The following is a 24,082-nucleotide window of genomic DNA, read 5'->3' as shown; positions in this document are numbered from 1 at the left end:
GGCGGGGTCAAGCCATCAGCCGGTCGAGCACGTCGTCCGGCACATCGAAATTGGCGTAGACGGACTGCACGTCGTCATGGTCGTCGAGCGACTCGACCAGCTTCAGCACGCCCCGCGCGGCCTCCTCGTCCAGCGGCACGGTGGCGTTGGGGCGCCATTCCAGCTTGGCGCTTTCGGCCGGGCCGAGCTTCGCCTCCAGGGCCTCGCGCACGGCGAAGAGATCCTCGATCGCGGTGCGGATGGCATGGCCGTCCTCGTCGCTCTCAACGTCCTGGGCGCCGGCCTCGATGGCCGCTTCCAGCACCGTGTCGGCATCGCCGGCGGAAGGCGGGTAGCGCACCACCCCCTCGCGCTCGAACTGGAAGGCCACCGAGTTGCTCTCGCCCATCGCCCCGCCATTCTTGGAGAACATGGAGCGCAGGTCGGACGCGGTGCGGTTGCGGTTGTCGGTCAGCGCCTCGACGATGATCGCCACGCCATTCGGGCCGTAACCCTCGTAGCGGACCTCGTCGTAATTCTCGGTGTCGGTGCCCTGGGCCACGCGCTTGATGGCGCGCTCCACCGTGTCGCGCGGCATGTTGGCCACCAGCGCGGCCTTCACCGCGGCGCGCAGGCGGGGGTTGTGGGCGGGGTCCGGAAGGCCGGACTTGGCGGCCACGGTCACCTCGCGGATGAGCTTGCCCCAGGCCTGGGAGCGCTTGGCGCTCTGCTGGGCCTTGCGATGGGCCACGTTCTTGGCATGCGAATGGCCGGCCATGGTCGGCTTTCCTGTTCCTTCTCGCGCGGCGGCGCGCCGGCGGCCAAGCCCGCCCGGAAGGGGGCCTCGCGCCGCGCGCCGGCCCGCCGGGGCCAGGCCCCACGGAGGGAAGGGCGGCCCGCGCGGCGGGGCTGGGAGGGTTGATCATAGTGGGCGGGCTGGCCCCGCGCCACCCGGCCCGTCAGGGGCGGGCCACGGCTCGGTCGCGGGCCGTCCTCCGGCGCCCATCGGCCCGGGGCCAGTTCCCCCCGTGCCAGTCATCCGCGCGGGGCTCCGGCGGCCCGACCATGCCTTCCCGCCATGCGGCGGGGCGAAACCGGCGGCAGACTCCCGGGCCCGGCCCGGTGTAAGGATTCCGCCATGGACGCCAACCCCGCCCCGTATCCCCACGACATCACGACGCATGAGGCGCTGGCGGCGCTCTACCCCGCCCCCTCGCCCACCGTGCTGGCCAAGGCCACGGACCGGATCGAGGGCCGCAGCGCCGCTTTCATCGCCAATTCGCCCTTCTGCGTGCTCAGCACCATCGGGCGGCGCGGCCCCCACGCCACCCCGCGCGGCGACACGCCGGGCTTCGTGGTCCTGCTGGACGAGAAAACCCTCGCCCTGCCCGACCGCCGCGGGAACAACCGGTTGGATGCGCTGCGCGACGTGCTGGACGACCCGCGGGTGGCCCTGCTCTTCCTCGTGCCGGGGATGGGCGAGACGCTCCGGGTCCATGGCCATGCCCGCCTGACCACCGACCCGGCGCTGCGCGAGCGCCTGACGATGGGCCGCATCCAGCCGGCCACGGTGATGCTGGTCTCCGTCACCGAAGTCTTCATGCAATGCCCCCGCGCGCTTCTCCGCGCCGGGGTCTGGTCGGGGCGCGAGAAGCCGCAAGGTGCGCCCACGGGCGGCGAGCTGATCGCCGAGCACACCAAGGGCGCCTATGCCGCCGAGACCTATGACCAGGTCACGGCGCCCTATTGCGCCGAGAACCTGTATTGAGGTGGAGCCGCTCCAGGTCTCCCGCCGCCTGACGATCCCCGCCGACGCAATGGAGGAAAGCTTCATCGCCGCCTCCGGCCCGGGCGGGCAGAACGTCAACAAGGTCGCCACCGCCGTGCAGCTCCGGCTCGATACGGCCCGCGTGCCGGAGATGCCGGAGCGCGTGCTGGCGCGGCTGCGCGAACTGGCCGGGCGGCGAATGACCGAGGATGGCGTGCTCATCCTCACCTCCCGCGAGCATCGGACCCAGGACAGGAACCGGGAGGCGGCGCGGGCCCGCCTCCTGGCCCTCCTGCAGGAGGCGGCCGCGCCACCTCCCCCGGTGCGCCGGCCCACCCGCCCGACGCGTGCCAGCAAGGAGAGGCGGCTGACGGCGAAGGGGGTCCGTTCCGGGGTCAAGCAGGGGCGGGCCAGGGTTCGGGACGACTAGCTCGGGCCACCCGGTGCCGCAGTGGGGAACACTCCGTTTCGATCCCACTGCTTTGCCGTGTTCCCTGCGTTAGGCTGCCCCCCGCCGCTCCACCTTCCGTGGCGGAGCAGGACGGGAGTGCCCCATGGCAAGGTACCGCGACAGCCTGCCGCAGCTCGGCGGCGAAACCTTCCTCACGGATGGGGGGCTGGAAACCACCCTCATCTTCCATGAAGGGCTGGAGCTTCCCGAATTCGCCGCCTTCGTGCTGCTGGAGACGGAGGAGGGCCGCCGGCAGCTCCGGGGCTATCTGGAGCCCTATCTCCGGATCGCCCGGGAAAAGGGGCTCGGCTTCGTCCTGGACACGCCGACCTGGCGCGCCAATCCCGACTGGGGCGCCAAGCTCGGCTATGATGCCGCGGGCCTGCGGCGCATCAACATGGCTGCCGTCCGAGAGCTGATCGCCCTGCGCGAGACATGGGAAACGCCCGGCGCCCCGCTTGTGGTCAGCGGCGCGATCGGGCCGCGCGGGGACGGCTACAAGGCGGGCCGGAGCGGGATAGAGGAGGCGGAGCGGTACCATGCCCCGCAGATCGCCGCCTTCGCGGAAGCGGATGCCGACATGGTCGGCGCCTTCACCCTGACCGGCACCGACGAGGCCGCCGGGATCGCGCGCGCCGCCGCGGCCCAGGGCATGCCCTGCAGCATCTCCTTCACGGTCGAGACGGATGGGCGGCTCGTGGACGGCACGAGCCTGCGGGACGCGATCGCGACGGTGGATGCCGAAACGGGGGCCAGCCCCGCCTACTACCTGATCAACTGCGCCCACCCGACGCATTTCGAGCTCGCGCTGGAACCCGGGGAGCCCTGGATGGAGCGAATCCGGGGCATCCGCGCGAATGCCTCGGCCAAGAGCCATGCGGAACTGGACGAATCGGACAGTCTGGACATTGGAGACCCCGAGGACCTCGCCCGCCGTTACCGCGCACTCCGCGACCGCCTGCCCAGGCTCCGCCTTCTCGGCGGCTGCTGTGGAACGGACCACCGGCATGTCCGCGCGATCTGCGAGGCCTGGCTCCCGGCCTGACCGGACGAACGGCCCCTTCACAGAACCGGGAGCAACATGGCATCCCGCCCCCGCAAACTTGGGGCGGAGATCTATCCATGGCCGGGCACGGGCATGTCGAGCATTCCGGCGAGAACAAGAGGGTGGCGCTGCTGATCGCCGTGCTGGCCCTCTGCCTCGCCATCGCGGAAACCGGGGCAAAGAGCGCACAGACCGAGGCGCTCTCCCGCAATGTCGAAGCCTCGAATCTCTGGGCCTTCTTCCAGGCGCGCACGATCCGCCAGACCACGGTCCGGACGGCGGCGGAGAACCTGGCCCTGGCGCCCGAGTCCGAAGACGAGGCCCGCCGCGCCGCCACGGCTCGCCAGATCCAGGCCTGGATGTCCACCGCCCAGCGGTGGGACAGCGAGCCATCCACCGGAGAGGGCCGCAAGGAACTGGCCGAGCGGGCACGGGCGGCCGAGCGGATCCGCGATCGCTCCATGGCGGCCTATCACATGCATGAATACGGGTCGGCGGCCTTCCAGGTGGCCATCGTGGTCGCCTCGGCCAGCATCGTCACGGGCGTGCCGCTGCTGGCCGTGGGTGGCGCGGTGCTGGGGCTGGTCGGGGTCGCGCTCGCCGGGCTCGGCTTCTTCGCGCCCGAGCTGATCCACTTCTAGCGTCGCCGCTGCCCGGGGGAGCTGCTTCCCCCCGGGCAGCCATCACAGCGTGTTGCCGAGTGCGGCGGGCGGCGGCGAATGCGTCTGCGCCGTGCCGTCGCTTCCTTCCGGATCGGGGCGCTTCTCCTGGCGGGTGACGCCCGCCGCCTCCGCTTCCGTGGCGTTCCGCGCAAAGCGCGAGAGGATGACGCTCTGCGCCGGAACGGCGATCGCGATTCCCAACTCCTCGAAGCGCTGCTTGATCCGGCGGTTGAACTCGCGCTGCACGCCCCAGCGCCCCGTGTCCTTGCAGGGCATCTGGCCCAGCACGGTGAAGGTGGCGCCGTCCACCTTGTCCACGCCCCATAGGGCGAAGTCGTTCAGGATCTGGTCCTTGAAGGCGGGATCCTCCTGCATCTCCGCCCCGATCTCCTTCAGCACCTGGCCCACGCGGTCCGGATCCTCCGAGAACGCGACCGTCACGGAGACGGCGGCATTGCCGATACCCCTGTTGGTGTTGGTGACGGTGCTGACAGAGCTGAAGGGGATCACATGGACGGAGCCATCGCCCGCGCGCAGCCGGATCGTGCGGATCGAAAGCGCCTCCACCTTGCCCGACAGCCCGGAGACGGTCACCCAGTCCCCCACCTGCATCGTGTTCTCCAGCAGCAGGAAGATGCCGGTGATCACGTCCTGCACCAGCTTCTGGGAGCCGAAGCCGACCGCGACGCCCAGGATGCCGGCCCCCGCCAGGAGCGGCGCGATGTTGACGCCGAGCTGGGAGAGCGCGGTGAAGCCCACGATCGCGACGATCACCACGAGCAAGGTGGTGTGCAGCAGCGGCAGCAGCGTCCGCAGCCGGGCCGAGCGCGCATGCTCGCCGCGCTCGGTCATCTCGATGATCTTGCGGTCGATCCAGGCATTCACGCCTTCCCAAATCAGCACCGCGACGACGCCTGCCACGATCAGCACCAGGGCCGACCCCGCCAGTCGCTGCCCGAGCCCGCCGTTGCGGAAGGATTCGGTGACATCCAGGCCCCAGACCTGCAGCAGGGCCAGCACGGTGACCACGCCGATCGCCACGGAGATCCCGCGGCGCAGCACCGGCACGTAGCGGTTCGCGCGCCCTTCCAGCGAGGGAAGGCGCTCGGCGGTCGTCGCCTTGATCTTGAAGGCGCGGTCCAGCAGCCCGAGCAGCGCCACGGCAGCCAGCCGCGCCACCACCAGCACGACCGCGGTGGCACCGAAATAGCGCAGCAGCAGCCCGTAGCCATTGCGAATCTGGAGCGCCCAGATGAACCACAGGGCGAGCAGGACGACGATGGCGACGATATGCCAGACCCGCGCGAGCCAGTGCCGTGCCAGGGCGATGGCGCCCGTGGCCTCCGCCGGCGCATCGATCCAGGCCCCCACACGGTGGCGGCACTGCACCACCACCACCATCACGAGCAGGTGGTTCAGCAACACCACGAGCTTCGCCGCCGATTCATAGGCGGCCGGATAAAGGCCGAGGATCCGCGCGATTTCCAGCACCGCCATGCCATAGATGGCGATGCCCGAGATGCGCCCGAGCCAGACCTCGGCATAGGCGGCCGACTCATCCGAGATCCGGAGCAGCCGCAGGGCGTGGGAATCGGGTGAGAACACGGCCCGGCCCACCGCCATGACGACATGCTGCACGACGAAGGCATTCACGGCCGCCATGATGATCAGCGGCACCACCCCGACATCACCCAGCGGAGTAGCGGTAAGGACGTTGCCCACTACGGCGAAGAGGCCGATCGGCAGCAGGTCCAGCAATAGCCGCAGAACCGCCAGCGGGGCGCGCTGGAGCAGCCGAAGCTCTGTCTTGCTCGCGATCTGCGGGCCGGTTTCCTGGGCAGCACGGGCCCTGCGGGCCACCGCCCTCTCCGCCGCCCGCCGTTCCAGCGCCCCCATGGGCCGGCGCAGCGCGCGGGTCAGGAGCCAGCGAGCGCCCCAGGCGCAGGCCAGCACCGCGGCCATTCGCCAGGCGACATCGAGGATGGCGGATTGCGCGAAAGGATTGCTGGCCGTCCGCACCAGCCACGTCCAGACCAGGGAGACACTGGCGATCGAGTTCGCAGCGGCAGCGAGATGGCCCGAGACGCCGGAAAGCCACTCCGAAAAGGCCGATATGGTCTCCGCCAGAAGGCTGTCGGAGGTCAGGGTGACCTTCTCCCCCTCCGCGGCTGGCGCGGCGGAAGCCGGCTGCGGCGCGCTGGCCGAGGCGGCTGGCGCATTTGCGGCCGGTGCATTCGCGGCCGGCGCCGGCGAGGCAGGGCCGGTGGCCGCCACGGCGCGCAGCGCATCCAGCACCTGCTGGCGCCTTGCCTCATCCTGAAGGACAGCCAGGGCGTTCCTCGCCTGCTCCGGTGTCAGGGCCAGCGGGGCTCCCTCCGCGGCAGCGGGCCGGGTCGCCGCGGCCCCGGCCTGCTGCGCGGCGGCCGGCGCCGCGATCCCGGTGAGCAGCAGCAGGGCCAGCAGCACCGCGCCCCAGCCAACCATCCCACGCCGCCACAGGGCGAGGCCGCCGGAACATCCGGTGCGGTGGACGGCAGAGGCGAGGCGACTCCAGGCGCGGAAGGGCTGCTGCATGCGGGGGAGGACTCCTGCGGAAGGCTCGTGGATCCGCCGGGGCCGGGACGGGCCCCTCCGACGGGCCGGGGCCAGGCCATCGGGCGCGCGTGGCCGGCCAGCCGCGCGGATCCCCGGCATGGCGTTCAGGCCGGCCTGAGATCCGCGCGGTGGAACGTTCAAGTCCGCCTAAAGCGGCCATACCCCGGATGGGTTGCAGCGAGCTGTCTTGCCGGCCCTCCCGATCCGCCTGCGGAACGGGCCCGGGTTCAGAACCCCGGCATGATCTGCGAGAGGCGCCCGCCCAGGCGCAACGGCCCGATCCGGCCCGCGAGGCCGGTGGTATCATCCGTCTCCACCAGCACGCCGCAGAGCGTCGCCTCCCCCTCGGCCGGGGCCAGGCGCTCGGAGGGAACCTTCCGCCAGAACCGGATGGAGGCCCCTGCCTTCTGCATGCCGATCACGCTGTCATAGTCGCCGCACATGCCGGCATCGGAGACATAGGCGGTGCCGCCCTCCAGCACTTGGTGGTCGGCGGTGGGCACATGCGTATGCGTGCCGGCGACGAGGCTGACGCGCCCGTCGAAGGAATGGCCGAAGCCGAGTTTCTCGCTCGTCGCCTCGGCATGGATATCCACCACCACGGCCTGCACGGAGCCATGCGGGCCGAGCGTGTGCCGCGCCAGCTCGGCCTGGGCGGCACGGAAGGGATCGTCCAGCGGTTCCATGAAGAGGCGCCCCATCACCTGCATCACCAGCGCGCGGCCCTTGCCGGGCACATCCACGACCGTCGCGCCACGCCCGGGCGTGCCGGGCGGGTAGTTCATGGGGCGGATCAGCCTCGGCTCGCCCTCGATATAGGGGACGATCTCCTTGCGGTCCCAGGCATGGTTGCCGAGGGTCAGCACATCTGCCCCGGCTTCCAGGAAGGCGCGCGCCATGTCGGGCGCTAGGCCGAAGCCGTGGGACGCGTTCTCCGCGTTCAGCACAACGAGGTCGGCCGCCAGCTCGCGCCGCAGGCCTGGCAGGCGCGTGACCACCGCGTCGCGCCCCGCGCGCCCGACCACATCGCCCAGGAACAGAATTCTCAACCGGAGGAACCTTTTCGAAACCACATCACCCCGGCCTCGGTCGCCACCGCGCCCAGCGGCGCGTCATGCGGGCCGGAGGGCACCACATCCATCTCCTGGCAGGCATAGGCCACGCCAAGCGTTCCCGCCCCGGGCAACCCGGCCAGGGTGCGGTCGTAATAGCCGCCGCCATATCCCAGCCGCCGCCCCGCGCGGTCAAAGGCCAGCAGCGGCACGATCAGCCAGTCCGGCACGCAGGGCGGGGCATCCTCCGCCGGCTGCCGCGTGCCGACCGGACCCTTCACCAGCTCGTCACCAAAGGCGAAGGCACGGAAATCCAGGGGCAGGCCGCGCTTCGGGGTGCGGGGAAGGCAAAGCCGGTGCCCGCGCGCCTCCAGCGCACGCATCAGCGGCCGGATGTCGATCTCGTGCCCCATGGGCCAGAAGCCGGCAACGACGGCGCCAGAGGGCGGCGGGGCGTCCCGCAGCACATGGGCTGCCAGGGCCTGGCCGGCTCCCGCGGCATCGGCGCGCGCGCGGCGCGCCATCGCCTCCTCCCGCGCCACGACCTTGGCCGCGCGCAAAAGGGCGTCATCTTCGCCGGAAGGGGGGGAAACTGAGTGCGGAGCCGCCATGACCGCTGGCGATTCGTCCTCCCAAGGCCTGCTAGCGCAGGTGGGCGCCAGATACCCGGACCAAGATCCGGACAGAGCCAGCTCCCGGAGGATGCTTATTGGCCCTGGGGATGATTTGCCTGGCGCGAAAGGCAGCCCCGCCCACCCTATCTAGGCCTTCGCGTCGCCTCACGCCAGGGCCGGCTGCGAAACGGATCAGGACTTTCCGAGATCCGTCGCGATGCCTTCGATCCGTTCCGCCACCCTGGCCAGGCGCTCGGCCAGATGAGGATCGGTGGGCGGCACCGCGGGCATGATCCCGGCCCGCGCCTGGGACAGCTCCACCTTCAGGTCATGCACCTCATCGGCGAGGAGCAGGGCGGCCAGCAGCAGCAGCCGGGGCTCGCCATAGGAGCCGCCCATGGTCTTCACCGAGGCAACGCGCCGGTCCACCTCCGCCGCCAGCGAGATGAGATGCGCCTCCTGCCCGTCCTCGCAGGAAACCGGATGGCTGTAGCCGCCGACGCGAACCGTGACCTGTCCCAATTCTCAGCCCTCCTCGGCATGGCGGCGCGGGGGTTCGTCCCCCTCCCCGCCCTCATCCGGCAGCCCGACCTCATCACCTCCGGCGTCGCCCGCCAACTCCGCAGAGAGATCGGAGCCCTCGGGCAGCACGGCGCGGAGGCGGGCGATGGTGGCCTCCAGCCGGGCGGAAAGCGCCGCCACCTCCTCCGCCGGCACGCCGGCGGGGCGGGCAGAAGCCCGCGCCGCGACATCAGCCGCCACCCGGGCCAGCCGCTCCACCGCCGCTTCCAGACGCGCGGCCGCCTCCGTCAGGCTGTCCGACATGCCGCCCCCAATCCTTCCCGCCCGCGCCAGACCGCAGGCCTGCCATCGCTCCCGGCCCTCCGGGCTTCACACAGGAGCGTGAGGGCTTTACGCAACCGCCGGCAAGAGGGTCAACCATGCCAGCCCCCGCAATCCGCTTCCGTTCCGAGGCGGAGGCCGCCGCCGCCCTCTCCCTCGCGCCACCCGGGGGCGTCTTCCTGATCTCGGCGCCCGGCGCCGCGGCCTGGCCCGGCGCGAGGGTGGTCGCGGCCATGGTCGCCCGCGCGGCGGCCGCCCATCCCGGCGCCCAGCATGAGGCGGCGCTGGATTGCGGCTCAGCCCCGGGGCTCGCGCTGGACGCCCTTCGCCAGGGATGGCGCATTCTGGTCCTGGACCCGGCGCATCCCTCCTTCCCCGCCGTGAGGGCGGCCGCGGAAGAGGTCCGCGCGACGCTGCTTCCTGCCGCACCGGAGGCGCTGGACCTGTCGCGGCTGGATCTCCGCCGCCCGGGCGGGCTCGCGCTGCTGGCCCGCCACCTCACCGCTCCGTGCCCGTGACAAGCCGCGGCCCCTGCGGCTAACTCGCCAGGCCCGAATCAAGGCCCTGATCACGGCCCCTGGAGGAACCCGCCACGATGCAGATCACCCGGAAGGTTCGCGACATCCTCTCCTGGTACGAGAGCGACAATCCCGGCACGAAGGCCAACCTGGCCCGGATCCTCATGGAGGGCCGGCTGGGCGGCACCGGCCGCATGGTGATCCTGCCCGTGGACCAGGGCTTCGAGCATGGCCCCGCCCGCTCCTTCGCGCCGAACCCTGACGCCTATGACCCGCGCTACCATTTCCAGCTGGCGGTCGAGGCGCGGCTGAATGCCTATGCCGCCCCGCTCGGCATGATCGAGGCCGGTGCCGCGACCTATGCCGGCGCTATTCCCACCATCCTGAAGGTGAACAGCAGCAACAGCCTGTCCACCACCAAGGACCAGGCGATCACCGGCTCCGTCTCGGATGCGCTGCGCCTGGGCTGCTCGGCCATCGGCTTCACCATCTATCCCGGCTCGGAATACCAGTTCGAGATGATGGAAGAGCTGCGCGAGATGGCGGAGGAGGCAAAGGCCGCCGGCCTCGCCGTCGTCGTCTGGAGCTATCCGCGCGGCCCGATGCTGGACAAGACCGGCGAGACCGCGCTCGACATCTGCGCCTATGCCGCGCACATGGCCGCGCTGATGGGCGCCCACATCATCAAGGTGAAGCCGCCCACCGAGGCGATCTCCCTCGATGCCGCCAAGAAGACCTATGAGAAGAACCCGGTGGCCGATATCGGCACCCTGGCCGGGCGCATCCACCATGTGGTCCAGGCCTGCTTCGGCGGGCGCCGCCTCGTCGTCTTCTCCGGTGGCGAGGCCGGGACGAGCGAATCCCTCATCGAGATGGCGCGCGGCATCCACCAGGGCGGCGGAAACGGCTCCATCATCGGCCGCAACACCTTCCAGCGCCCGAAGGCGGAGGCGCTGAAGCTGCTCTCGGATATCGTCGAGGTGTATCGCCGCTGATCCGGTGGCGGCGCCGGCGTGGTATCACCGCGCCGACGCCGCCCACCGGAAGCCCTGCCCGCGATGACCGATTGCCGCCTCTACCTCATCACCCCGCCCAGCATCGACCTCGCCACCTTTCCCGACCTGCTCGCCCGCGCCCTGGATGCCGGCGATGTCGCCTGCCTGCAGCTTCGGCTGAAGGAGGCGCCACGCGACGATCTCCGCCGTGCCATCGATGCGTTGCGCCCCATCGCCCAGTCGCGCGAGGTCGCCTTCCTGCTGAACGACGACGCGGAGCTGGCCGCGCAGACCGGCTGCGACGGCGCCCATCTCGGACAGGAGGATGGAGACCACGCCAGGGCGCGCACGCTGCTGCGGGATGCGACGCTGGGCATCACCTGTCACGGCAGCCGGCACCTGGCGATGGATGCGGGCGAGATGGGCGCGGATTACGTCGCCTTCGGCGCCTTCTTCCCCACTGCCACGAAGGACGCGCAGCACCGCGCGGAGCCGGACATCCTGGAGTGGTGGTCGTCCCTGTTCGAGATCCCCTGCGTGGCCATCGGTGGCATCACGGCGGAGAATTGCGCCCCGCTGGTGCGGGCGGGGGCGGATTTCCTCGCGGTGGTGGGTGCCGTGTGGAACCATCCGGACGGCCCCGCCGCCGGGGTGCGGGCCATGAACGCGGCCATCTCCGGGGCCTGATGCAGGAGGGGCCGCGCCCCTCGCGGAGCGCGGCCCTTCCCGGTGCCGGGGGCTCAGCGCCCCTGCATCATCCGGCCCTGTCCCTGCATCATCTGGCTCTGGCCATCCATCATCTGGCCCTGTCCCTGCATCATCGGGCTGTCCGGCCGCATGGAGCCGGCAGGCGCGGTCTGACGCGGCATGGGCGCCGGGGCGCCGGGCGCACCCTCAAGCACCATGCCGCCACCCGCATAGGCGCCGTCGGTGTTGCTGCGCGAGGAGCCGCGGTCGATCGGCGGGCCGGGGGAGCGGTGGTTGGTGCGGCCGTCATTGAGATTGGCCATGGCGGGCGTGGCCATCAGCAGGGTGGCGGCGGCGAGGGTCAGGATACGCATGCAGCACCTCCTTTGCGTTGCAGCCCGGTCAACGCCGCCCTGGATAGGCAGTTGCGGGGGCGCACAGGATGGCCATCTGCGAGGCGGAACAGGGCCGGGGAACCCAGCATGGACGAAATCGGCTTCCTCTCGGCGCTGCACCGTCCGGGCACGCTCGTCGATATCGGCGCGCATGAGGGGCTGCTGACCCTTCCCCTGGCGGCCCTGCCCGGCGCCCGCGTGATCGCCTTCGAGCCCCTGGCGCGGGCCCGCGCGGCGCTGGAGGCAGCCGTGGCGGGGCAGCCCGGCATCACGATCCGCGCCGAGGCCCTGGGCGATGCCCCCGGTCATCTCGACCTCTCCGTGCCGGTGCTGGACGGGGCGCCGCAATGGCAATGGGCAAGCACCGCCAAGACCTATGCCGTCCATGAGAGCTCGCGAGTTTCGGTGCGGCGGGAGCGTGTTCCCGTCATCCCCCTGGACAGCCTCGGCCTGCGGGATGTCACCGCCATCAAGCTGGACGCGGAGGGCGCGGAATACGCGATCCTGCGGGGCGCGCGCGAGATCCTCCGCCATTGCCGTCCCCTGCTCACGCTGGAGCTGGAGGAACGGCACGCGGAGGGCTGCACCTGGGCCGTGCCCGCCTTCCTGAACGCGCTCGGCTATGAGGTGTGCTTCGCGCATCAGGGGCGCTGGCATCCGGTGGCGGCGCTGCACCGGCCGAGCATGCAGCGCGCGAGCCCCGACCCCTCGGTGTTCGAAGCGTCCGATCCCTACATCTTCAACTTCTTCGCCTGGCCGGTGGAGCGCGCCGCCGAGGCGCGCGCGCTCCTGCCGGGCTGAATCGGCGGTTCAGCCGCCCTGGCCCGGCGTGTCCTGCGCCGCCAGCAGCCGCTGCGCCTCGGCCGCCTGCGCATCCAGGGATTGGCGCAGCCCAGGAGCGAGGCCGAGGCGGTGGGCCAGCGCGTCCAGATAGGCGCGTTCGGCCGCCGTGTCCGGCTCGGCGACCAGACGCGAGACCATGTAGATCTCGGACTTCTGCGCATCGGTGCGCGCCATGGCGGCGACGGCGGAGGGATCGGCGGCGGCCTCCAGGGCCTGGAAGACGAAGCCCTTGGCCTCGGCATCCAGTTCCAGCCGCTCCACCTCCTCGAAAACATAGGCGCGCTCGTTGTCGTCGAGATGCCCATCGGCCTTGGCGGCCGCGATCATCGCCTTGACCAGCGACAGGCCGAAGGGATGGCCATCCGCAGCCGGTGCTTCCTCCCGCGCGAATTCCTCCGGCGGAGGCAACGGAGCGGCCGCGGCAGGCCCGGCGGAGGATGGCTGGCCGGACCAGGGGCCACTCGTGGGCCTGGAACCCGAACCTGCCGCTGCATGGCCCGGGGCATCCCCGGAGGCCTGCGCACCTGCCTGCTGGCTCTCCTGCCATTGCTGCCAGGCGCGATAGGCAAGCGTGCCGAGCACGGCCACGCCGCCCATCCGGAGCAGGCCCCCGCCACTGCCGCGCCGGCGCCCGCCGAGAAGGGATCCGAGCAGCCCGCCGGCGGCTGCCGTGCCCAGGGCACCACCCAGGCCACCGCCGCCAAGCATGCCGCCCAAGCCGCCACCGAGCCCGCCGCCCGCGCCGCCCATGCTGCCGATTGGGCCGCCGAAGCCACGGCCGCCCCGCGTGCCGTCCTCATCCCCCATGCGGCCGAGCGGGCCACCGGCGCCGCGCCGGTGCGCATCGCCCCCGAGGCTGCCGATCCCACCGCCCAGAAGCCCGCCGAGCACGTCCTGCAAGGACCCGCCGCCCCTGCCGAGGCTGCCGATCCCACCAGACGGGCGGGATCCGGCGTGCTTGCCTTGTCCGCCCAGGAAACCATCCAAAAGGCGCTTCGCATCAAACATGCGCGTCTCTCCCGATCAGACCGGAAGAACGCGGGCCGGGTGGCTAGGGTTCAGGCCGGGCTGGGAACCATGCCGGAGCGCGGACCGGCATCCCTGTGCCGCTGGGCGCGCATGCCCGCCTCCGCCTGCCGCAGCACCTCGATGAAATCCTCCCGGGGTCCGATTCCCGCAGCCACGCCCACATGCACCCGCAGCCCGGCCGCGGCTCTCCCCGGCGCCTGCTCCTCCGCCCGCTCCAGCACGATCTCGCGCAGTCGCCCGGCGACATGGGCGGCCGAGGCGGGCGTGATGCCATCCAGCAGGAGCGCGAAGCCCGAGGGACCACGGCGGAAGACCAGGTCATCGGCGCGCAGGCCCAGCGCCAGCGCCTCGGTGAGGGGCCGCATCCGCACGGCGCCGCTGCCCGGTGCGGGCATTACCTCCAGCACCACCACGCCGAGCGGGCGTCCGCTGGCCTGGGCGCGCCGGTGGCGCGCGCCGCCCAACGCCATGAGGTGCGCCTCGGCCAGCGCCCCCGTGACGGGATCCTGCGCGGCCTGGCGCAGGAGGTTCGCATGGCGGTGGCGGTAGGTGAGCAGGTCGAAAAGATCGGCCAGCCTCCGGCGCTCCCCCGCTCCTCCCAGTGCCTCGAAATGCCGGAGATAGGCGCCGAGCATCAGGCCGAAGGCGATGGCGGCGCCCATCTTCGCGGCCCAGCCGCCGAACAGCGCCGCCAGCGGCACCCCGGCGACCAGGCGCAGCACGGCGAAGAAGGCGAACTGATCGAAGCTGAGGACGATCGCCAGCGCGAAGATGATGCGCGCCGTCTGGTTCCGCCCGAACCAGGGCGCGCTGCGCTCGTAGAGCAGCACCAGCACGAGGCTGTCCAGGAACAGCAGCAGCGTGCCCCAGACCATCAGCACGCCCATCTGGTCGATGAAGCCGATATCGGGCCTGGTGCCGGCAAGGCTGACCGGATCGTGGAAGCGCAGCAGCACGCACATGGCGACGATCAGCATGTTGCCGATCAGCAGCCCGTACACCGGCTGCCGCACCGCCTCCGCATCCTCCTTGATGTAAAGGAGCAGCACCATGGCGAGCTTGCCGGAGAAGAGCACGGTGGAGCCGGGCGAGATCAGCCCGAAGGGAAGCTCGATGAAGAAGACCGCAGCGAGGTAGGTTTCGAGGAAGTGCATCACGCCGAGGGCGCAAACGAAAACACCGATGCCGAGTGACCCACGGGCGCGGAACAGGGCCACCATGGTCCCGAAATAGAGGACCGCCTGCACCAGGAGCAGCATCACACCGCTCACGGGCCATGCCCCTGCCGGAGAGGCGCCCGGCCGAAACTCCACCGCGGCATGCGCGACTCCCATCCTGCTGCCCGGAGATTGCAGACGGTGCGGGAAATCACAACCGGCACCGCCACCTGCAGGGCGTGCCTATGCGTGGACAAAAGGCCAGCCCCCCAGCCAGCGCACGGCATCGATCCCCGGCACCCCGGCCGCCAGCATGGCCAGCCGGTCGAAGCCCATGGCGATGCCGGCGGTGGGCGGCATGCCCTGGCGCAGGGCCGCCAGGAAATCATCGTCCACGGCCCAGCCCGGCCCGTAGAGCGCCTCGCGCTCCGCCACGTCCCGGTGGAAGCGCGCCGCCTGCTCCTCCGGGTCCAGCAGCTCGTCGAAGGCGTTGCCGAGTTCCAGCCCAGCGGCGAAGACCTCGAAGCGAAGGGCGGCGCGGGGATCGGCGGGGTCGCGGCGGGCGAGGGCGGCCTGGGGCGCGGGCCAATGGGTGAGGAAGCTGCCCCTGCCCCGCCCCAGCCGGGGCTCCACATGCTCCAGCATCAGGTGGAAGAAGAGGTCCTCCCAACCCAGCCCCTCCGGCGCTGAAAGCCCTGCCGCACGGGCGGCGGATGCGAGGGCGGCAGCATCGCCCGCCGCACTCGCCGGGTCCACCGAGGCCAGCACATCCATCCCCAGCCGCGCGAAGGCCTCGGCCACGCTCACCCGCTCGAAGGGCAGCGACAGGTCAGTCTCCACCCCCGCATGAGCGACGCGGGGGGGCAGGACGGCGCGGAGATAGGCCTCCACCGCATCCATCAGCCCATCGAGCCCCGCGCCCGCGAGATAGATCTCCAGCATGGTGAATTCGGGGGCATGGCGGGGCGAAACTTCGCCGTTGCGCCAGACCCGGGCCAGTTCGAAGCAGCTTCCCGTGCCGGCCACGAGCAGTCGCTTGATGGACAGCTCCGGCGAGGTGCGGAGCCAGAGCTCCCTTCCCTCCCCACGCCCCAGATGCGGCTCGAAGCGGGAGCGGAAACCATGGAGGTGCACCTCCATCCCTGGCGCTGGCACCAGGCAGGGGGTTTCCACCTCCAGGCAGCCCCGCGCCTCCCAGAAGGCGCGGGTGGCACGGGTCAGCTCGGCGCGGCGGCGCAGGGCGGGCAGGCGCGCGGCCAGGGCATCGGGATGCCAGGGTGGGGTGGGGCCATGCGGCACGCTGGGGGCTCCATGCGGCGGAAATCCGGGCTGGTCCGTGACACACCGGGGCGGTTGGCGCTACCAGCCCGCCATGCCCGATGGCTCCCTCCCCCCTTCCCGCCCGCTGCGTGACGCCGATTCCCTGGCCGAGGCCGGGCTGGTGCCGGCCGCGGCGCTTCCCGCGCTGCGGGCCGTGGCGGCGCGCTACGCCGTTTCCGTCACCCCGGCCATGGCGGCGCTGATCGATCCCACGGACCCGGCCGACCCGATCGCGGCCCAGTATGTCCCCGACGCGGCGGAGCTGGAGGTGGCACCGCTCGAGCTGGCGGACCCGATCGCCGACCACGCGCACACCCCGGTGAAGGGAGTCGTGCACCGCTACCCCGACCGCGCCCTGCTGAAGCCGCTGCTGGCCTGCCCGGTCTATTGCCGCTTCTGCTTCCGGCGCGAGCAGGTGGGGCCTTCCGGCGGGGTGCTGAGCGAGGCGGAGCTGGAGGCGGCGTTGGACTGGTTCGCCGCCCATCCGCAGGTGCGGGAGGCGATCCTGACCGGGGGTGACCCGCTGATGCTCTCCCCCCGCCGGCTGGGGCAGATCCTGGGCCGGCTCTCGGCCATGCCGCATATCGACATCATCCGGCTGCACACCCGCGTTCCCGTGGCCGATCCCGCCCGGGTGACGGCGAAGCTGGCCGAGGCGCTGGAGAGCGAGAAGGCCGTCTTCCTCTGCCTGCACGCGAACCATGCGCGGGAATTCACCGATGCGGCCCGGCTGGCGCTGCGCCACCTTTCCCGCGCGGGGGTGGCGCTGCTGGGCCAGGCCGTGCTGCTGCGGGGCGTGAACGACACGGCGGAGACGCTGGAGGCGCTGCTGCGCACCATGCTCGCCCACCGGGTGAAGCCCTACTACCTGCACCAGCTGGACCGCGCCCCGGGCACGGCCCGCTTCGAAGTGCCGATCGCCGAGGGGCGCGCCCTGCTCGAATCCCTTCGCGGCCGGGTCACCGGGCTGGCCTGGCCGACCTATGCGCTGGATCTTCCGGGCGGCCAGGGCAAGGCACCCATCGGGCCGGATTTCGCCAGCCGGGCGGAAGGGGGCTGGACGGTGCGGGGCCCCTTGGGCGGCGGGCATTTCCAGGCGGATGCGGAACCGCCTGGACCGGCTGGGGCGGGCTGAACTAGCCGCCTCCGGCCGCCATTCCCTCCCGGAAGGCTTCGCCGCCCTCCTCGAAGCGCGGCTCGGCCCGCGCGCCCATCGCATCGAAGAAGCGGCTGACGAAGCAGCGGAAGGCGGCGCAGAGCGCGATGTCGCAGATCTGCGTGTCGGTAAAGCCGTGAATCCGCAGGGCGTCGATGTCGTGCTGCCCGATCCGCGAGGCGTCGCGCGCCACGGCCTCCGCATAGGCCAGCATGGCCACGTCGCGCGCCGGCAGCCCCGCGCTGCGGAAATCCCGCTGCACCGCCACCACCGCATCACGTGATCCCAGATCCACGACGAGCTGCTGCCCATAGACCAGGCTGCAATAGCTGGACGGAATGTGCTTCGCCGCGATCAACGTGATGAGCCGCCACTCCCGCACCCCGAGGGAGAAGCCCGCACGGATCCGGTCGGAGAACTCGGTGTAGATGGGCAGCAGGTCCGGCCGGGCCGTGAAGCACCGCGTGGCCTCCATGACGAAGCCGAGTTGGGCGGCCTGGCGGGCGTAGATATCGGCCACCGCGCCGGTCGCTTCCTCCTTACCGATGGTTCGCAGGAACATGCGCCCCTCCGTGCTGGCTGTTCGGCCAGGCCTTCCGGCTGCTTGGCCGGCCAGGGCGGATGCTAGGCCGTCGCGCCGCCCGGGGGCCAGCGCAGAAGGGACCGTCTTCCGGCACGGGGGGAAGACGGGCAAGATTTCGGCGCAAGCGCCCCCCACGAGGCGCCCTGGGAGACATCCATGACGCAGATCACCCGCCGCCTTCTCGCGGCGACCAGCCTTGCCGCGCTCGGCCTGCCCCGCCAGGCGGGGGCGCAGTCTTCCGCCTTCCCAACCCGCCCGATCACCATGGTGATCCCCTTCGCCGCGGGCGGCCCGACCGATGTGGTCGGGCGGTTGCTGGCCGAGGCCATGTCGCGGGATCTCGGTCAGCCCGTGGTGGTGGAGAACACCACCGGCGCGGGCGGCACGCTGGGCGCCCAGCGCGTGGCAACGGCCCGGCCGGACGGCTACACCATCCTGCTGCACCATATCGGCATGGGGGTGATCCCCACCATGTACCGGCGCCTGGCCTATGACCCCGTGAACGGCTTCGAGCCGCTGGGGCTGGTGACCGAGGTGCCCATGACGGTGGTGACGCGGAAGGATATTCCCGCGAACAACCTCACCGAGCTGCTTTCCTACATGAAGTCACAGGGAGACCGCTTCAACCTGGCGGATGCCGGCATCGGCTCCTCCTCGGCCCTCTGCGGCGCGCTGCTGAGCAATGCCATCGGGGTGAAGCCCACGGTGATCCCCTTCCGCGGCACGGGCCCGGCCATGCAGGAAATCCTGGGCGGCCGGGTGGACCTGCTCTGCGACCAGACGACCCAGACCACGGAGCATATCCGCAGCGGCGCGGTAAAGGTCTTCGCCACCCCTTCGCGCACCCGCATCGGCACATTGCCGGAGATCCCCACCACCGCCGAGGCCGGGCTGCCCGGCTTCGAGGTGACGGTCTGGCACGGGCTCTACGCACCCAAAGGCACGCCGGCGCCGATCTGCGCCCGGCTGACGCAATCCCTCCAGGCCGCGCTGCGCGAGCCCCGGGTGATCGAGCGCTTCTCCGCGATCGGCACCACGCCCGTTTCGCAGGACGATGCCACGGCGGAGGCGCATCGGCGCTTCTGGACCGCCGACATCGCCAAGTGGAAGCCTGTGATCGAGGCCACGGGAAGCTACGCGGACTGACGGGCCGGCGGGGCGCTATCCCCAGCAGGGGCGCCCCGCCCCACAGGTTTCGCACAGGGTTTTCCACAGGGGCGCGCGCGCAAGAAGGGCTGATTTACAAGGCGTTGCAGCCCCATTCGCAGCTCCCCCCACAGCTTTTCCCACTAAATTCGCTCGCGGATCTGTGAGCAACGTTGCGGGGGCGAAGAGGGGATGGTTCCCTCCCTCGCAGTCCTATTATTGACCCTGGAAGACGGGCTTCCGCTTTTCCAGGAAGGCGGCCACCCCTTCCCGCGCGTCATGGCTTGGCACGATCCGCGCGAAGGCGGCCTCCTCGATCGCGAGCCCGTCGTCGATGGAGGCATCCATCCCCCGGTGAATGGCCGAGAGCGCCGCGGCCAGGGTGAGCGGTGGCTTGGCTGCCAGTTCCCGCGCCAAGTCCAACGCCTCCTCCAGCAGGGAGGCGGCGGGGACGACCCGGTTCACCAGCCCCAGCCGCGCCGCCTCCTGCGCGTCGAAGCGGCGGCCGGTGAGGATCAGCTCGGTCGCGGCCTTGCGCCCGACATTGCGGGGCAGGCGTTGCGTGCCGCCGAAGGTCGGGATGATGCCGATCGCCACCTCCGCCTTGCTGAAGAGCGCGGTGTCGGCGGCCAGGGCGAGATGGGCTGCCTCCACCAGCTCGCAGCCGCCGCCGAAGGCCAGGCCGTTCACGGCGGCGATGACGGGCTTGGGGAAGCTCTCGACGCGCCGCGTCATGCGCTGGCCCGGACGGAGGAAATGCGCCACGGCCTCGGCCGGGCCCGCCGCCATATGCTGCCGGAAGGCGTGGATATCCGCCCCCGCGCTGAAGGCCCGCCCGGCACCGGTGATGACCAGGGCGCGGATGCCCGGGTCCAGCTCCATCCGGTCCAGCGTCGCCTCGATCCCCGCGAGGAGGGCATTGTCGAGCGCGTTCAGGCGGTCCGGCCGGTTCAGGGTGAGCAGCGCGACCCGGTCCCGGATCTCGATCTCGAGCATGGCGTCCTCCTTCGTTCCGCAACGGATCGGGACGCTAGGCAGGGGGATGGGCCATGTATATTCACTGGTCGGTATACATGCGGGGCCGCTCATGGAACCCACGACGCGCGAACGGATCATTGCCGCCGCCAGCCGGCTCTTCTACGCGCAGGGTGTGGGGAAGGTGAGCATGGATGCCGTGGCCGCCGCCGCGGGCGTGACCAAGCGCACCCTCTACTACCATTTCCGGAGCAAGGACGACCTGGCGGCTGCCTATCTGGAGGGCCGGGACCAGCCGAACATCGCCCTGTTCCAGCGCTGGTTCGAGGGCACGGAAGGCGGGCCCGCGGAGCGGACGCGCGGGATCTTCCTCAACCTCGCCCGCTCGGCCCGGCACCCGAAATGGCAGGGCTGCGGCTTCCTGCGCACCACCGCGGAGCTGGCGGACATGCCCGGCCACCCCGCGGTGAAGGCTAGCGCCACCCATAAGAAGCGGGCCGAGGCCTGGCTCTGCTCGGTCTTCGCAGGGGCCGGGATCGCCGGCGCGCCGGCGCTGGCGCGGCAGGTGATGCTGCTGATGGACGGCGCCTTCGCCGCCACGCTCCTCCACCGCGACGCCTCCTATATGGAGGCGGCCGGGGAAGCCGCGCAGGCGCTGGTCCGGGTGGCGCTGCCCGCCGGCCCGGGCGCCTGACCCACCCTCGTTGTTGCCAACGGGAGGCCCCCCGTGTAAGGCCCCCGGCCGATCCTTTACCCATCCAGACGACGAACAGGACGCCCCACCATGGCGAAGATGCAGGCCAATCAGATGCGCGCCGGCATGGTCATCGAGTTCGAGGGCGCGCGCTACACCGTGCTCAAGCAGAACATCATGATCCCCGGCAAGGGCGCGGCCGTGATCCAGGTCGAGATGCGGAACATCAAGACCGGGGCGAAGAAGGACCAGCGCTGGCGCACGGCCGACACGGTCGAGCGGCTGCAGACCGAGGACAAGGAGTTCACCTTCTCCTACGCCGAGGGCGACCACCTCGTGCTGATGGATCCGGAGACCTTCGAGCAGACCACCGTCTCCAAGGACATCCTGGGCGACCGCCTGCCCTTCCTGAACGAGAACATGACGGTGAATGTGCGCCTCATCGAGGGCGAGCCCGTTTCCATGGACCTGCCGGACACGGTGGTGCTCGAGATCGTCGAGGCGGACCCGGTGGTGAAGGGCCAGACGGCCTCCTCCTCCTACAAGCCCGCCGTCCTCTCGAATGGCGTGAAGACGATGGTGCCGCCCTTCATCACCGCCGGCGAGAAGATCGTCGTGCGCACCGAGGACGCCTCGTACCTCGAGCGCGCCAAGGGCTGATCGGGAAAACGTAATGTCCGGCGCACAGCCCTCCGCGCGGCTCTCTCCCGCGCTCACCGTCGTCGTCAACGCCGCCCGCAAGGCCGGGCGGCGCCTTCTGCGCGACTTCGGCGAGGTCGAGAACCTGCAGGTCAGCAGCAAGGGCCCCGGGGACTTCGTCTCCCAGGCCGATCTGCGCGCCGAGGAGACGCTGCGCGAGGAGCTGCGCCGGGCGCGGCCGGGCTTCGCCTTCCTGATGGAGGAGAGCGGCGCGAGCGGCGAGGCCGACTGGGAATGGCGCTGGGTGGTCGATCCGCTCGACGGCACGACCAACTTCCTTCACGGCATCCCGCAGTGGTGCATCTCCGTGGGGATCGAGAAGCGCCTTTCCCCCACCAGCTCCGAGATCATGGCGGGGGTGATCTACAACCCCGCCACGGATGAGCTGTTCTGGGCGGAGAAAGGGCGCGGCGCCTTCCTCAACGACAAGCGCCTGCGCGTTTCCGGCCGGCGGGACATGAACGCCGCCCTCTTCGCCACCGGCATCCCCTTCGCGAAGGTGCCGCACCGGGCGGAGTTCTCCACCACCCTCGCCCGGCTGATGCCGCAGGTGGCGGGCATCCGCCGCTTCGGCTCCGCCGCGCTCGACCTCGCCTGGGTCGCGGCCGGCCGCTACGAGGGCTACTGGGAACTCGGGCTGAAGCCCTGGGACTGCGCGGCGGGGATCATCATGGTGAAGGAGGCCGGCGGATACGTGACCGGCCCCGGCGACGAGGATCCCTACGCCACCGGCAACATCGTGGCGGGCAATCCCTTCCTGCACACCAAGCTGCGGGAAGCCGTGGTGGAGGGGATGACCTATGTCGCGGAACGCCGTGGGGAAGCCGCGGGCAACGCGGGCTGACACGGACCGGGCCGATGCGGGCCCGGGCCAGCTTTCAGGGATGGCGCCGGCGCCGAATAGGGGCATATTGCGCCGCGGCATCGGGGCTGGAGAGGACAGTTTGAACGACCCTCTGCAGCGCGACGTAGAGGCGGTTGGCCGGATCGAGGCCGTTCCCACCATCCTGGACCTGGTCTGCCGCACCACGGGCCTGGGCTTCGCCGCGGTGGCGCGCGTGACGGCGGATCGCTGGATCGCCTGCGCCACGCTGGACCACATCGGCTTCGGGCTGAAGCCCGGGGGGGAGCTGCCGGTCAACACGACGATCTGCCGCGAGATCCACCAGAGCCGGGAGCCCGTGGTCATCGACCATGTGGCGGAGGACCCGCTCTACCGCCACCACCCGACGCCCGCCCATTACGGCTTCCAGAGCTACATCTCGATGCCGATCATCCTCCGGGATGGCAGCTTTTTCGGCACGCTCTGCGGGATTTCCCCCTCCCCGGCCCGGGTGAACACCCGCGAGATCACCGGGACGGTCCGCCTCTTCGCCGATCTCATCGCCGCCCATCTGAACGCCGACGAGGCGCTGCGGAGCATGCGCGAGGAGCTTTCCGAGCAGAAGGCGCTGTCCGAGCTGCGAGAGCAGTTCATCGCCGTGCTCGGGCATGACCTGCGCAACCCTGTCGCCTCGATCGGTTCCGGCGTGCAGCTGCTGCAGCGCATGGCCCATGACGAGGCCCAGCGGAACATCCTCGTGCTCATGCAGTCCAGCGTGGTCCGCATGAGCGGGCTCATCGGGAACCTCATGGACTTCGCCCGCACCCGCCTGGGCGATGGGCTGGATCTGAAGCTGACGGATGAGGCCCCCCTCGCCCCGGTGCTGGAGCACGCCGTGAGCGAGCTGCGCGCGATCCATCCGGGCCGGGCGATCGAACTGGCGCTGGACCTGGCCGAGCCGGTGGCGCTGGATCAGGCGCGCATCGCCCAGATGCTCTCCAACTTGCTCGGCAATGCCCTGGCGCATGGCGCGAAGGACCTCCCGGTGCGGGTGGGCGCCAGCGCCCGGGACGGGATCTTCTCCCTCTGGGTGGCAAATGGCGGGGCGCCGATCCCGCCGGAAGCCCAGGCCGGGCTGTTCCATCCCTTCTTCCGGGGCCAGGAACGGCAGGCACATGAGGGGCTGGGCCTGGGGCTCTACATCGTGTCCGAGATCGCCCGCATGCATGGCGGGCGGATGGAGGTCTCCTCGGACACGAGGGAGACGCGCTTCACCTTCCTCATGCCCATCCGCCGCCCGGCAGCGCGGGGCTGAGCCCGGCCGGTGCCCCGCTTCCAGGCAGGAGCACGCCGTACCGCCCGGCCATGCGCGGCCCCGGCCCTCGCCCTTGCTCGCTTCAAGCCCATGCATTCCTGGGCTACCCTGTGGCCGTGACCCCCGCCCTCCTCCGCCCGGCCGCGACAGCGGCCCTCGCGATCTTCCTGCTGGCCGGCTTCGCGCAGGTCCCGGCTTCCGGGCAGGCGACCGACGCCGATGCCGCGATGCCGGAGGCACCGGCCGAGCCCGGGGACGCGCCGCCCGACGCGGCGGATCTTTCCAAGGCTCCGCTTCCCGCCCTCCCCGCGGATGTGGCGAACATGACCCTTGCCCCCGATTTCACCCGGCTGCCGATCGGCGGCTGGCGCCTCGGCGGCCGCTCCGGGCGGGGGGACCCCGACCATGGCGCGCGCATGGCGATCGAGATGATCGGGCGCTACCTCGCCCAGCAGACCACCGGCCGCGTTACCCTCATCGCCCAGGTTTCCGGCCCGGAGGATGATCCCTCGGTGGCCCGCCGCAGCAGCCTGGCCCGCGCCATATCGGTGAAGGCCTCGCTGATGCGCGGGGGCCTGCCGGGCACGCGGATCGACATACGCCCGCTGGGCCGCACGGCCGAAGCGGTGGACGCGCTGGACATCGTGGCGCCGCCGGAGCCCCGGCCCCGTCCGGCGACTGCCGCCACGGCCACGCCCGCCCCCGGCACCGCACCCGCAGGAAGAGGCGGCTGAACGC

Annotated in this window: 27 protein-coding genes and 1 other RNA gene; 15 read left to right on the top strand and 13 right to left on the bottom strand. The window is 71.3% G+C overall.

Annotated elements, in window-relative coordinates:
* Nucleotides 1-7: 7 nt before the first annotated feature.
* The gene (locus tag J8J14_RS15560) at nucleotides 8-757 is read right to left on the bottom strand and encodes a YebC/PmpR family DNA-binding transcriptional regulator (RefSeq protein ID WP_209380451.1); all 750 of its coding nucleotides are present in this window, start codon (nucleotides 755-757) and stop codon (nucleotides 8-10) included.
* Nucleotides 758-1,117: 360 nt separating this feature from the next.
* Between J8J14_RS15560 and J8J14_RS15555 the strand changes: the two genes are divergently transcribed.
* From J8J14_RS15555 to J8J14_RS15540, 4 genes are all read left to right on the top strand, one after another.
* Nucleotides 1,118-1,747: an MSMEG_1061 family FMN-dependent PPOX-type flavoprotein gene (locus tag J8J14_RS15555; protein ID WP_209380450.1), complete on the top strand. Its 630-nt coding sequence runs from the start codon at nucleotides 1,118-1,120 to the stop codon at nucleotides 1,745-1,747.
* Between the two features lies 1 nt (nucleotide 1,748).
* Nucleotides 1,749-2,177, top strand: coding sequence for an alternative ribosome rescue aminoacyl-tRNA hydrolase ArfB (arfB, locus tag J8J14_RS15550; RefSeq protein WP_342452457.1), 429 nt, complete (start codon nucleotides 1,749-1,751; stop codon nucleotides 2,175-2,177).
* 124 nt (nucleotides 2,178-2,301) lie between these two features.
* The gene (locus tag J8J14_RS15545; RefSeq protein ID WP_209380448.1) at nucleotides 2,302-3,243 is read left to right on the top strand and encodes a homocysteine S-methyltransferase family protein; all 942 of its coding nucleotides are present in this window, start codon (nucleotides 2,302-2,304) and stop codon (nucleotides 3,241-3,243) included.
* Nucleotides 3,244-3,320: 77 nt separating this feature from the next.
* Nucleotides 3,321-3,884 carry a DUF4337 domain-containing protein gene (locus J8J14_RS15540; RefSeq protein ID WP_209380447.1) on the top strand — a complete coding sequence of 188 codons (564 nt, stop codon included), beginning with the start codon at nucleotides 3,321-3,323 and terminating at the stop codon, nucleotides 3,882-3,884.
* Between the two features lie 42 nt (nucleotides 3,885-3,926).
* Here J8J14_RS15540 and J8J14_RS15535 read toward each other — a convergent pair whose 3' ends face one another.
* The 6 genes from J8J14_RS15535 to J8J14_RS15510 all read right to left on the bottom strand — a co-directional run bounded on the left by J8J14_RS15535 (nucleotide 3,927) and on the right by J8J14_RS15510 (nucleotide 8,991).
* Complete coding sequence (locus J8J14_RS15535) at nucleotides 3,927-6,479, bottom strand: mechanosensitive ion channel family protein (RefSeq protein WP_209380446.1); 2,553 nt, start codon at nucleotides 6,477-6,479, stop codon at nucleotides 3,927-3,929.
* A gap of 248 nt (nucleotides 6,480-6,727) precedes the next feature.
* Nucleotides 6,728-7,549 carry a TIGR00282 family metallophosphoesterase gene (locus J8J14_RS15530; protein ID WP_209380445.1) on the bottom strand — a complete coding sequence of 274 codons (822 nt, stop codon included), beginning with the start codon at nucleotides 7,547-7,549 and terminating at the stop codon, nucleotides 6,728-6,730.
* Nucleotides 7,546-8,112: a 5-formyltetrahydrofolate cyclo-ligase gene (locus J8J14_RS15525; RefSeq protein ID WP_245215824.1), complete on the bottom strand. Its 567-nt coding sequence runs from the start codon at nucleotides 8,110-8,112 to the stop codon at nucleotides 7,546-7,548. Before J8J14_RS15525 ends, J8J14_RS15530 begins: the two co-directional genes overlap by 4 nt.
* A 37-nt stretch (nucleotides 8,113-8,149) precedes the next feature.
* Nucleotides 8,150-8,304, bottom strand: a non-coding RNA gene (gene ssrS, locus J8J14_RS15520) — 6S RNA.
* A 54-nt stretch (nucleotides 8,305-8,358) separates the two neighbouring features.
* Nucleotides 8,359-8,688: a cell division protein ZapA gene (locus J8J14_RS15515; protein ID WP_209380443.1), complete on the bottom strand. Its 330-nt coding sequence runs from the start codon at nucleotides 8,686-8,688 to the stop codon at nucleotides 8,359-8,361.
* 3 nt (nucleotides 8,689-8,691) lie between these two features.
* Nucleotides 8,692-8,991 carry a hypothetical protein gene (locus J8J14_RS15510; protein ID WP_209380442.1) on the bottom strand — a complete coding sequence of 100 codons (300 nt, stop codon included), beginning with the start codon at nucleotides 8,989-8,991 and terminating at the stop codon, nucleotides 8,692-8,694.
* A gap of 116 nt (nucleotides 8,992-9,107) precedes the next feature.
* On the opposite strand from J8J14_RS15510, the gene J8J14_RS15505 reads away from it, so the two are divergent.
* The 3 genes from J8J14_RS15505 (at nucleotide 9,108) to thiE (ending at nucleotide 11,209) form a co-directional block, all read left to right on the top strand.
* Entirely contained in the window at nucleotides 9,108-9,527 is a 420-nt protein-coding gene (locus J8J14_RS15505; RefSeq protein ID WP_209380441.1) for a hypothetical protein, read from the top strand.
* A 77-nt stretch (nucleotides 9,528-9,604) separates the two neighbouring features.
* The gene (locus tag J8J14_RS15500; RefSeq protein WP_209380440.1) at nucleotides 9,605-10,522 is read left to right on the top strand and encodes a class I fructose-bisphosphate aldolase; all 918 of its coding nucleotides are present in this window, start codon (nucleotides 9,605-9,607) and stop codon (nucleotides 10,520-10,522) included.
* Nucleotides 10,523-10,585: 63 nt separating this feature from the next.
* Complete coding sequence (gene thiE, locus J8J14_RS15495) at nucleotides 10,586-11,209, top strand: thiamine phosphate synthase (protein ID WP_209380439.1); 624 nt, start codon at nucleotides 10,586-10,588, stop codon at nucleotides 11,207-11,209.
* Nucleotides 11,210-11,262: 53 nt separating this feature from the next.
* Here the strand turns inward: thiE and J8J14_RS15490 are convergent, their stop codons facing one another.
* Nucleotides 11,263-11,583 (bottom strand): hypothetical protein, encoded by a 321-nt coding sequence (locus J8J14_RS15490; RefSeq protein WP_209380438.1) that lies wholly within the window; start codon nucleotides 11,581-11,583, stop codon nucleotides 11,263-11,265.
* A gap of 108 nt (nucleotides 11,584-11,691) precedes the next feature.
* On the opposite strand from J8J14_RS15490, the gene J8J14_RS15485 reads away from it, so the two are divergent.
* Nucleotides 11,692-12,405 (top strand): FkbM family methyltransferase, encoded by a 714-nt coding sequence (locus J8J14_RS15485; RefSeq protein ID WP_209380437.1) that lies wholly within the window; start codon nucleotides 11,692-11,694, stop codon nucleotides 12,403-12,405.
* A 9-nt stretch (nucleotides 12,406-12,414) separates the two neighbouring features.
* Here J8J14_RS15485 and J8J14_RS15480 read toward each other — a convergent pair whose 3' ends face one another.
* The 3 genes from J8J14_RS15480 to epmA form a co-directional block, all read right to left on the bottom strand.
* Nucleotides 12,415-13,338 (bottom strand): tellurite resistance TerB family protein, encoded by a 924-nt coding sequence (locus J8J14_RS15480; protein WP_342452458.1) that lies wholly within the window; start codon nucleotides 13,336-13,338, stop codon nucleotides 12,415-12,417.
* A gap of 167 nt (nucleotides 13,339-13,505) precedes the next feature.
* Nucleotides 13,506-14,747, bottom strand: a complete 1,242-nt coding sequence (locus tag J8J14_RS25630; protein ID WP_209380435.1) for a GGDEF domain-containing protein — start codon at nucleotides 14,745-14,747, stop codon at nucleotides 13,506-13,508.
* A gap of 129 nt (nucleotides 14,748-14,876) precedes the next feature.
* Nucleotides 14,877-15,932 carry an EF-P lysine aminoacylase EpmA gene (gene epmA / locus J8J14_RS15470; RefSeq protein ID WP_209380434.1) on the bottom strand — a complete coding sequence of 352 codons (1,056 nt, stop codon included), beginning with the start codon at nucleotides 15,930-15,932 and terminating at the stop codon, nucleotides 14,877-14,879.
* A 73-nt stretch (nucleotides 15,933-16,005) separates the two neighbouring features.
* On the opposite strand from epmA, the gene J8J14_RS15465 reads away from it, so the two are divergent.
* Nucleotides 16,006-17,088 (top strand): lysine-2,3-aminomutase-like protein, encoded by a 1,083-nt coding sequence (locus J8J14_RS15465; protein WP_209380464.1) that lies wholly within the window; start codon nucleotides 16,006-16,008, stop codon nucleotides 17,086-17,088.
* A gap of 1 nt (nucleotide 17,089) precedes the next feature.
* Here J8J14_RS15465 and J8J14_RS15460 read toward each other — a convergent pair whose 3' ends face one another.
* Entirely contained in the window at nucleotides 17,090-17,671 is a 582-nt protein-coding gene (locus J8J14_RS15460; RefSeq protein WP_209380433.1) for a carboxymuconolactone decarboxylase family protein, read from the bottom strand.
* 177 nt (nucleotides 17,672-17,848) lie between these two features.
* Between J8J14_RS15460 and J8J14_RS15455 the strand changes: the two genes are divergently transcribed.
* A complete protein-coding gene (locus tag J8J14_RS15455; RefSeq protein ID WP_209380432.1) occupies nucleotides 17,849-18,838 on the top strand; it encodes a tripartite tricarboxylate transporter substrate-binding protein in 990 nt (329 codons plus the stop codon).
* 216 nt (nucleotides 18,839-19,054) lie between these two features.
* Here the strand turns inward: J8J14_RS15455 and J8J14_RS15450 are convergent, their stop codons facing one another.
* Complete coding sequence (locus J8J14_RS15450; protein WP_209380431.1) at nucleotides 19,055-19,834, bottom strand: enoyl-CoA hydratase-related protein; 780 nt, start codon at nucleotides 19,832-19,834, stop codon at nucleotides 19,055-19,057.
* A gap of 91 nt (nucleotides 19,835-19,925) precedes the next feature.
* Here J8J14_RS15450 and J8J14_RS15445 point away from each other — a divergent pair, with 91 nt between their 5' ends.
* From J8J14_RS15445 to J8J14_RS15425, 5 genes are all read left to right on the top strand, one after another.
* Nucleotides 19,926-20,507, top strand: a complete 582-nt coding sequence (locus J8J14_RS15445; protein ID WP_209380430.1) for a TetR/AcrR family transcriptional regulator — start codon at nucleotides 19,926-19,928, stop codon at nucleotides 20,505-20,507.
* Between the two features lie 90 nt (nucleotides 20,508-20,597).
* On the top strand, nucleotides 20,598-21,167 hold the full coding sequence (gene efp / locus J8J14_RS15440; protein WP_209380429.1) for an elongation factor P: 570 nt from the start codon (nucleotides 20,598-20,600) through the stop codon (nucleotides 21,165-21,167).
* A gap of 13 nt (nucleotides 21,168-21,180) precedes the next feature.
* Nucleotides 21,181-22,050: an inositol monophosphatase family protein gene (locus J8J14_RS15435; protein WP_209380428.1), complete on the top strand. Its 870-nt coding sequence runs from the start codon at nucleotides 21,181-21,183 to the stop codon at nucleotides 22,048-22,050.
* A 100-nt stretch (nucleotides 22,051-22,150) separates the two neighbouring features.
* Entirely contained in the window at nucleotides 22,151-23,344 is a 1,194-nt protein-coding gene (locus J8J14_RS15430; RefSeq protein WP_245215823.1) for a GAF domain-containing sensor histidine kinase, read from the top strand.
* Nucleotides 23,345-23,460: 116 nt separating this feature from the next.
* The gene (locus tag J8J14_RS15425; protein WP_209380427.1) at nucleotides 23,461-24,078 is read left to right on the top strand and encodes a hypothetical protein; all 618 of its coding nucleotides are present in this window, start codon (nucleotides 23,461-23,463) and stop codon (nucleotides 24,076-24,078) included.
* Nucleotides 24,079-24,082 lie beyond the last annotated feature (4 nt).

Origin of the sequence: Pararoseomonas baculiformis, assembly GCF_017813395.1 — a bacterium.
Classification (GTDB): Bacteria; Pseudomonadota; Alphaproteobacteria; order Acetobacterales; family Acetobacteraceae; genus Roseomonas; species Roseomonas baculiformis.
The sequence above is the reverse complement of the archived record's forward strand: the minus strand, read 5'-3'. Positions and strand labels throughout refer to the sequence as shown.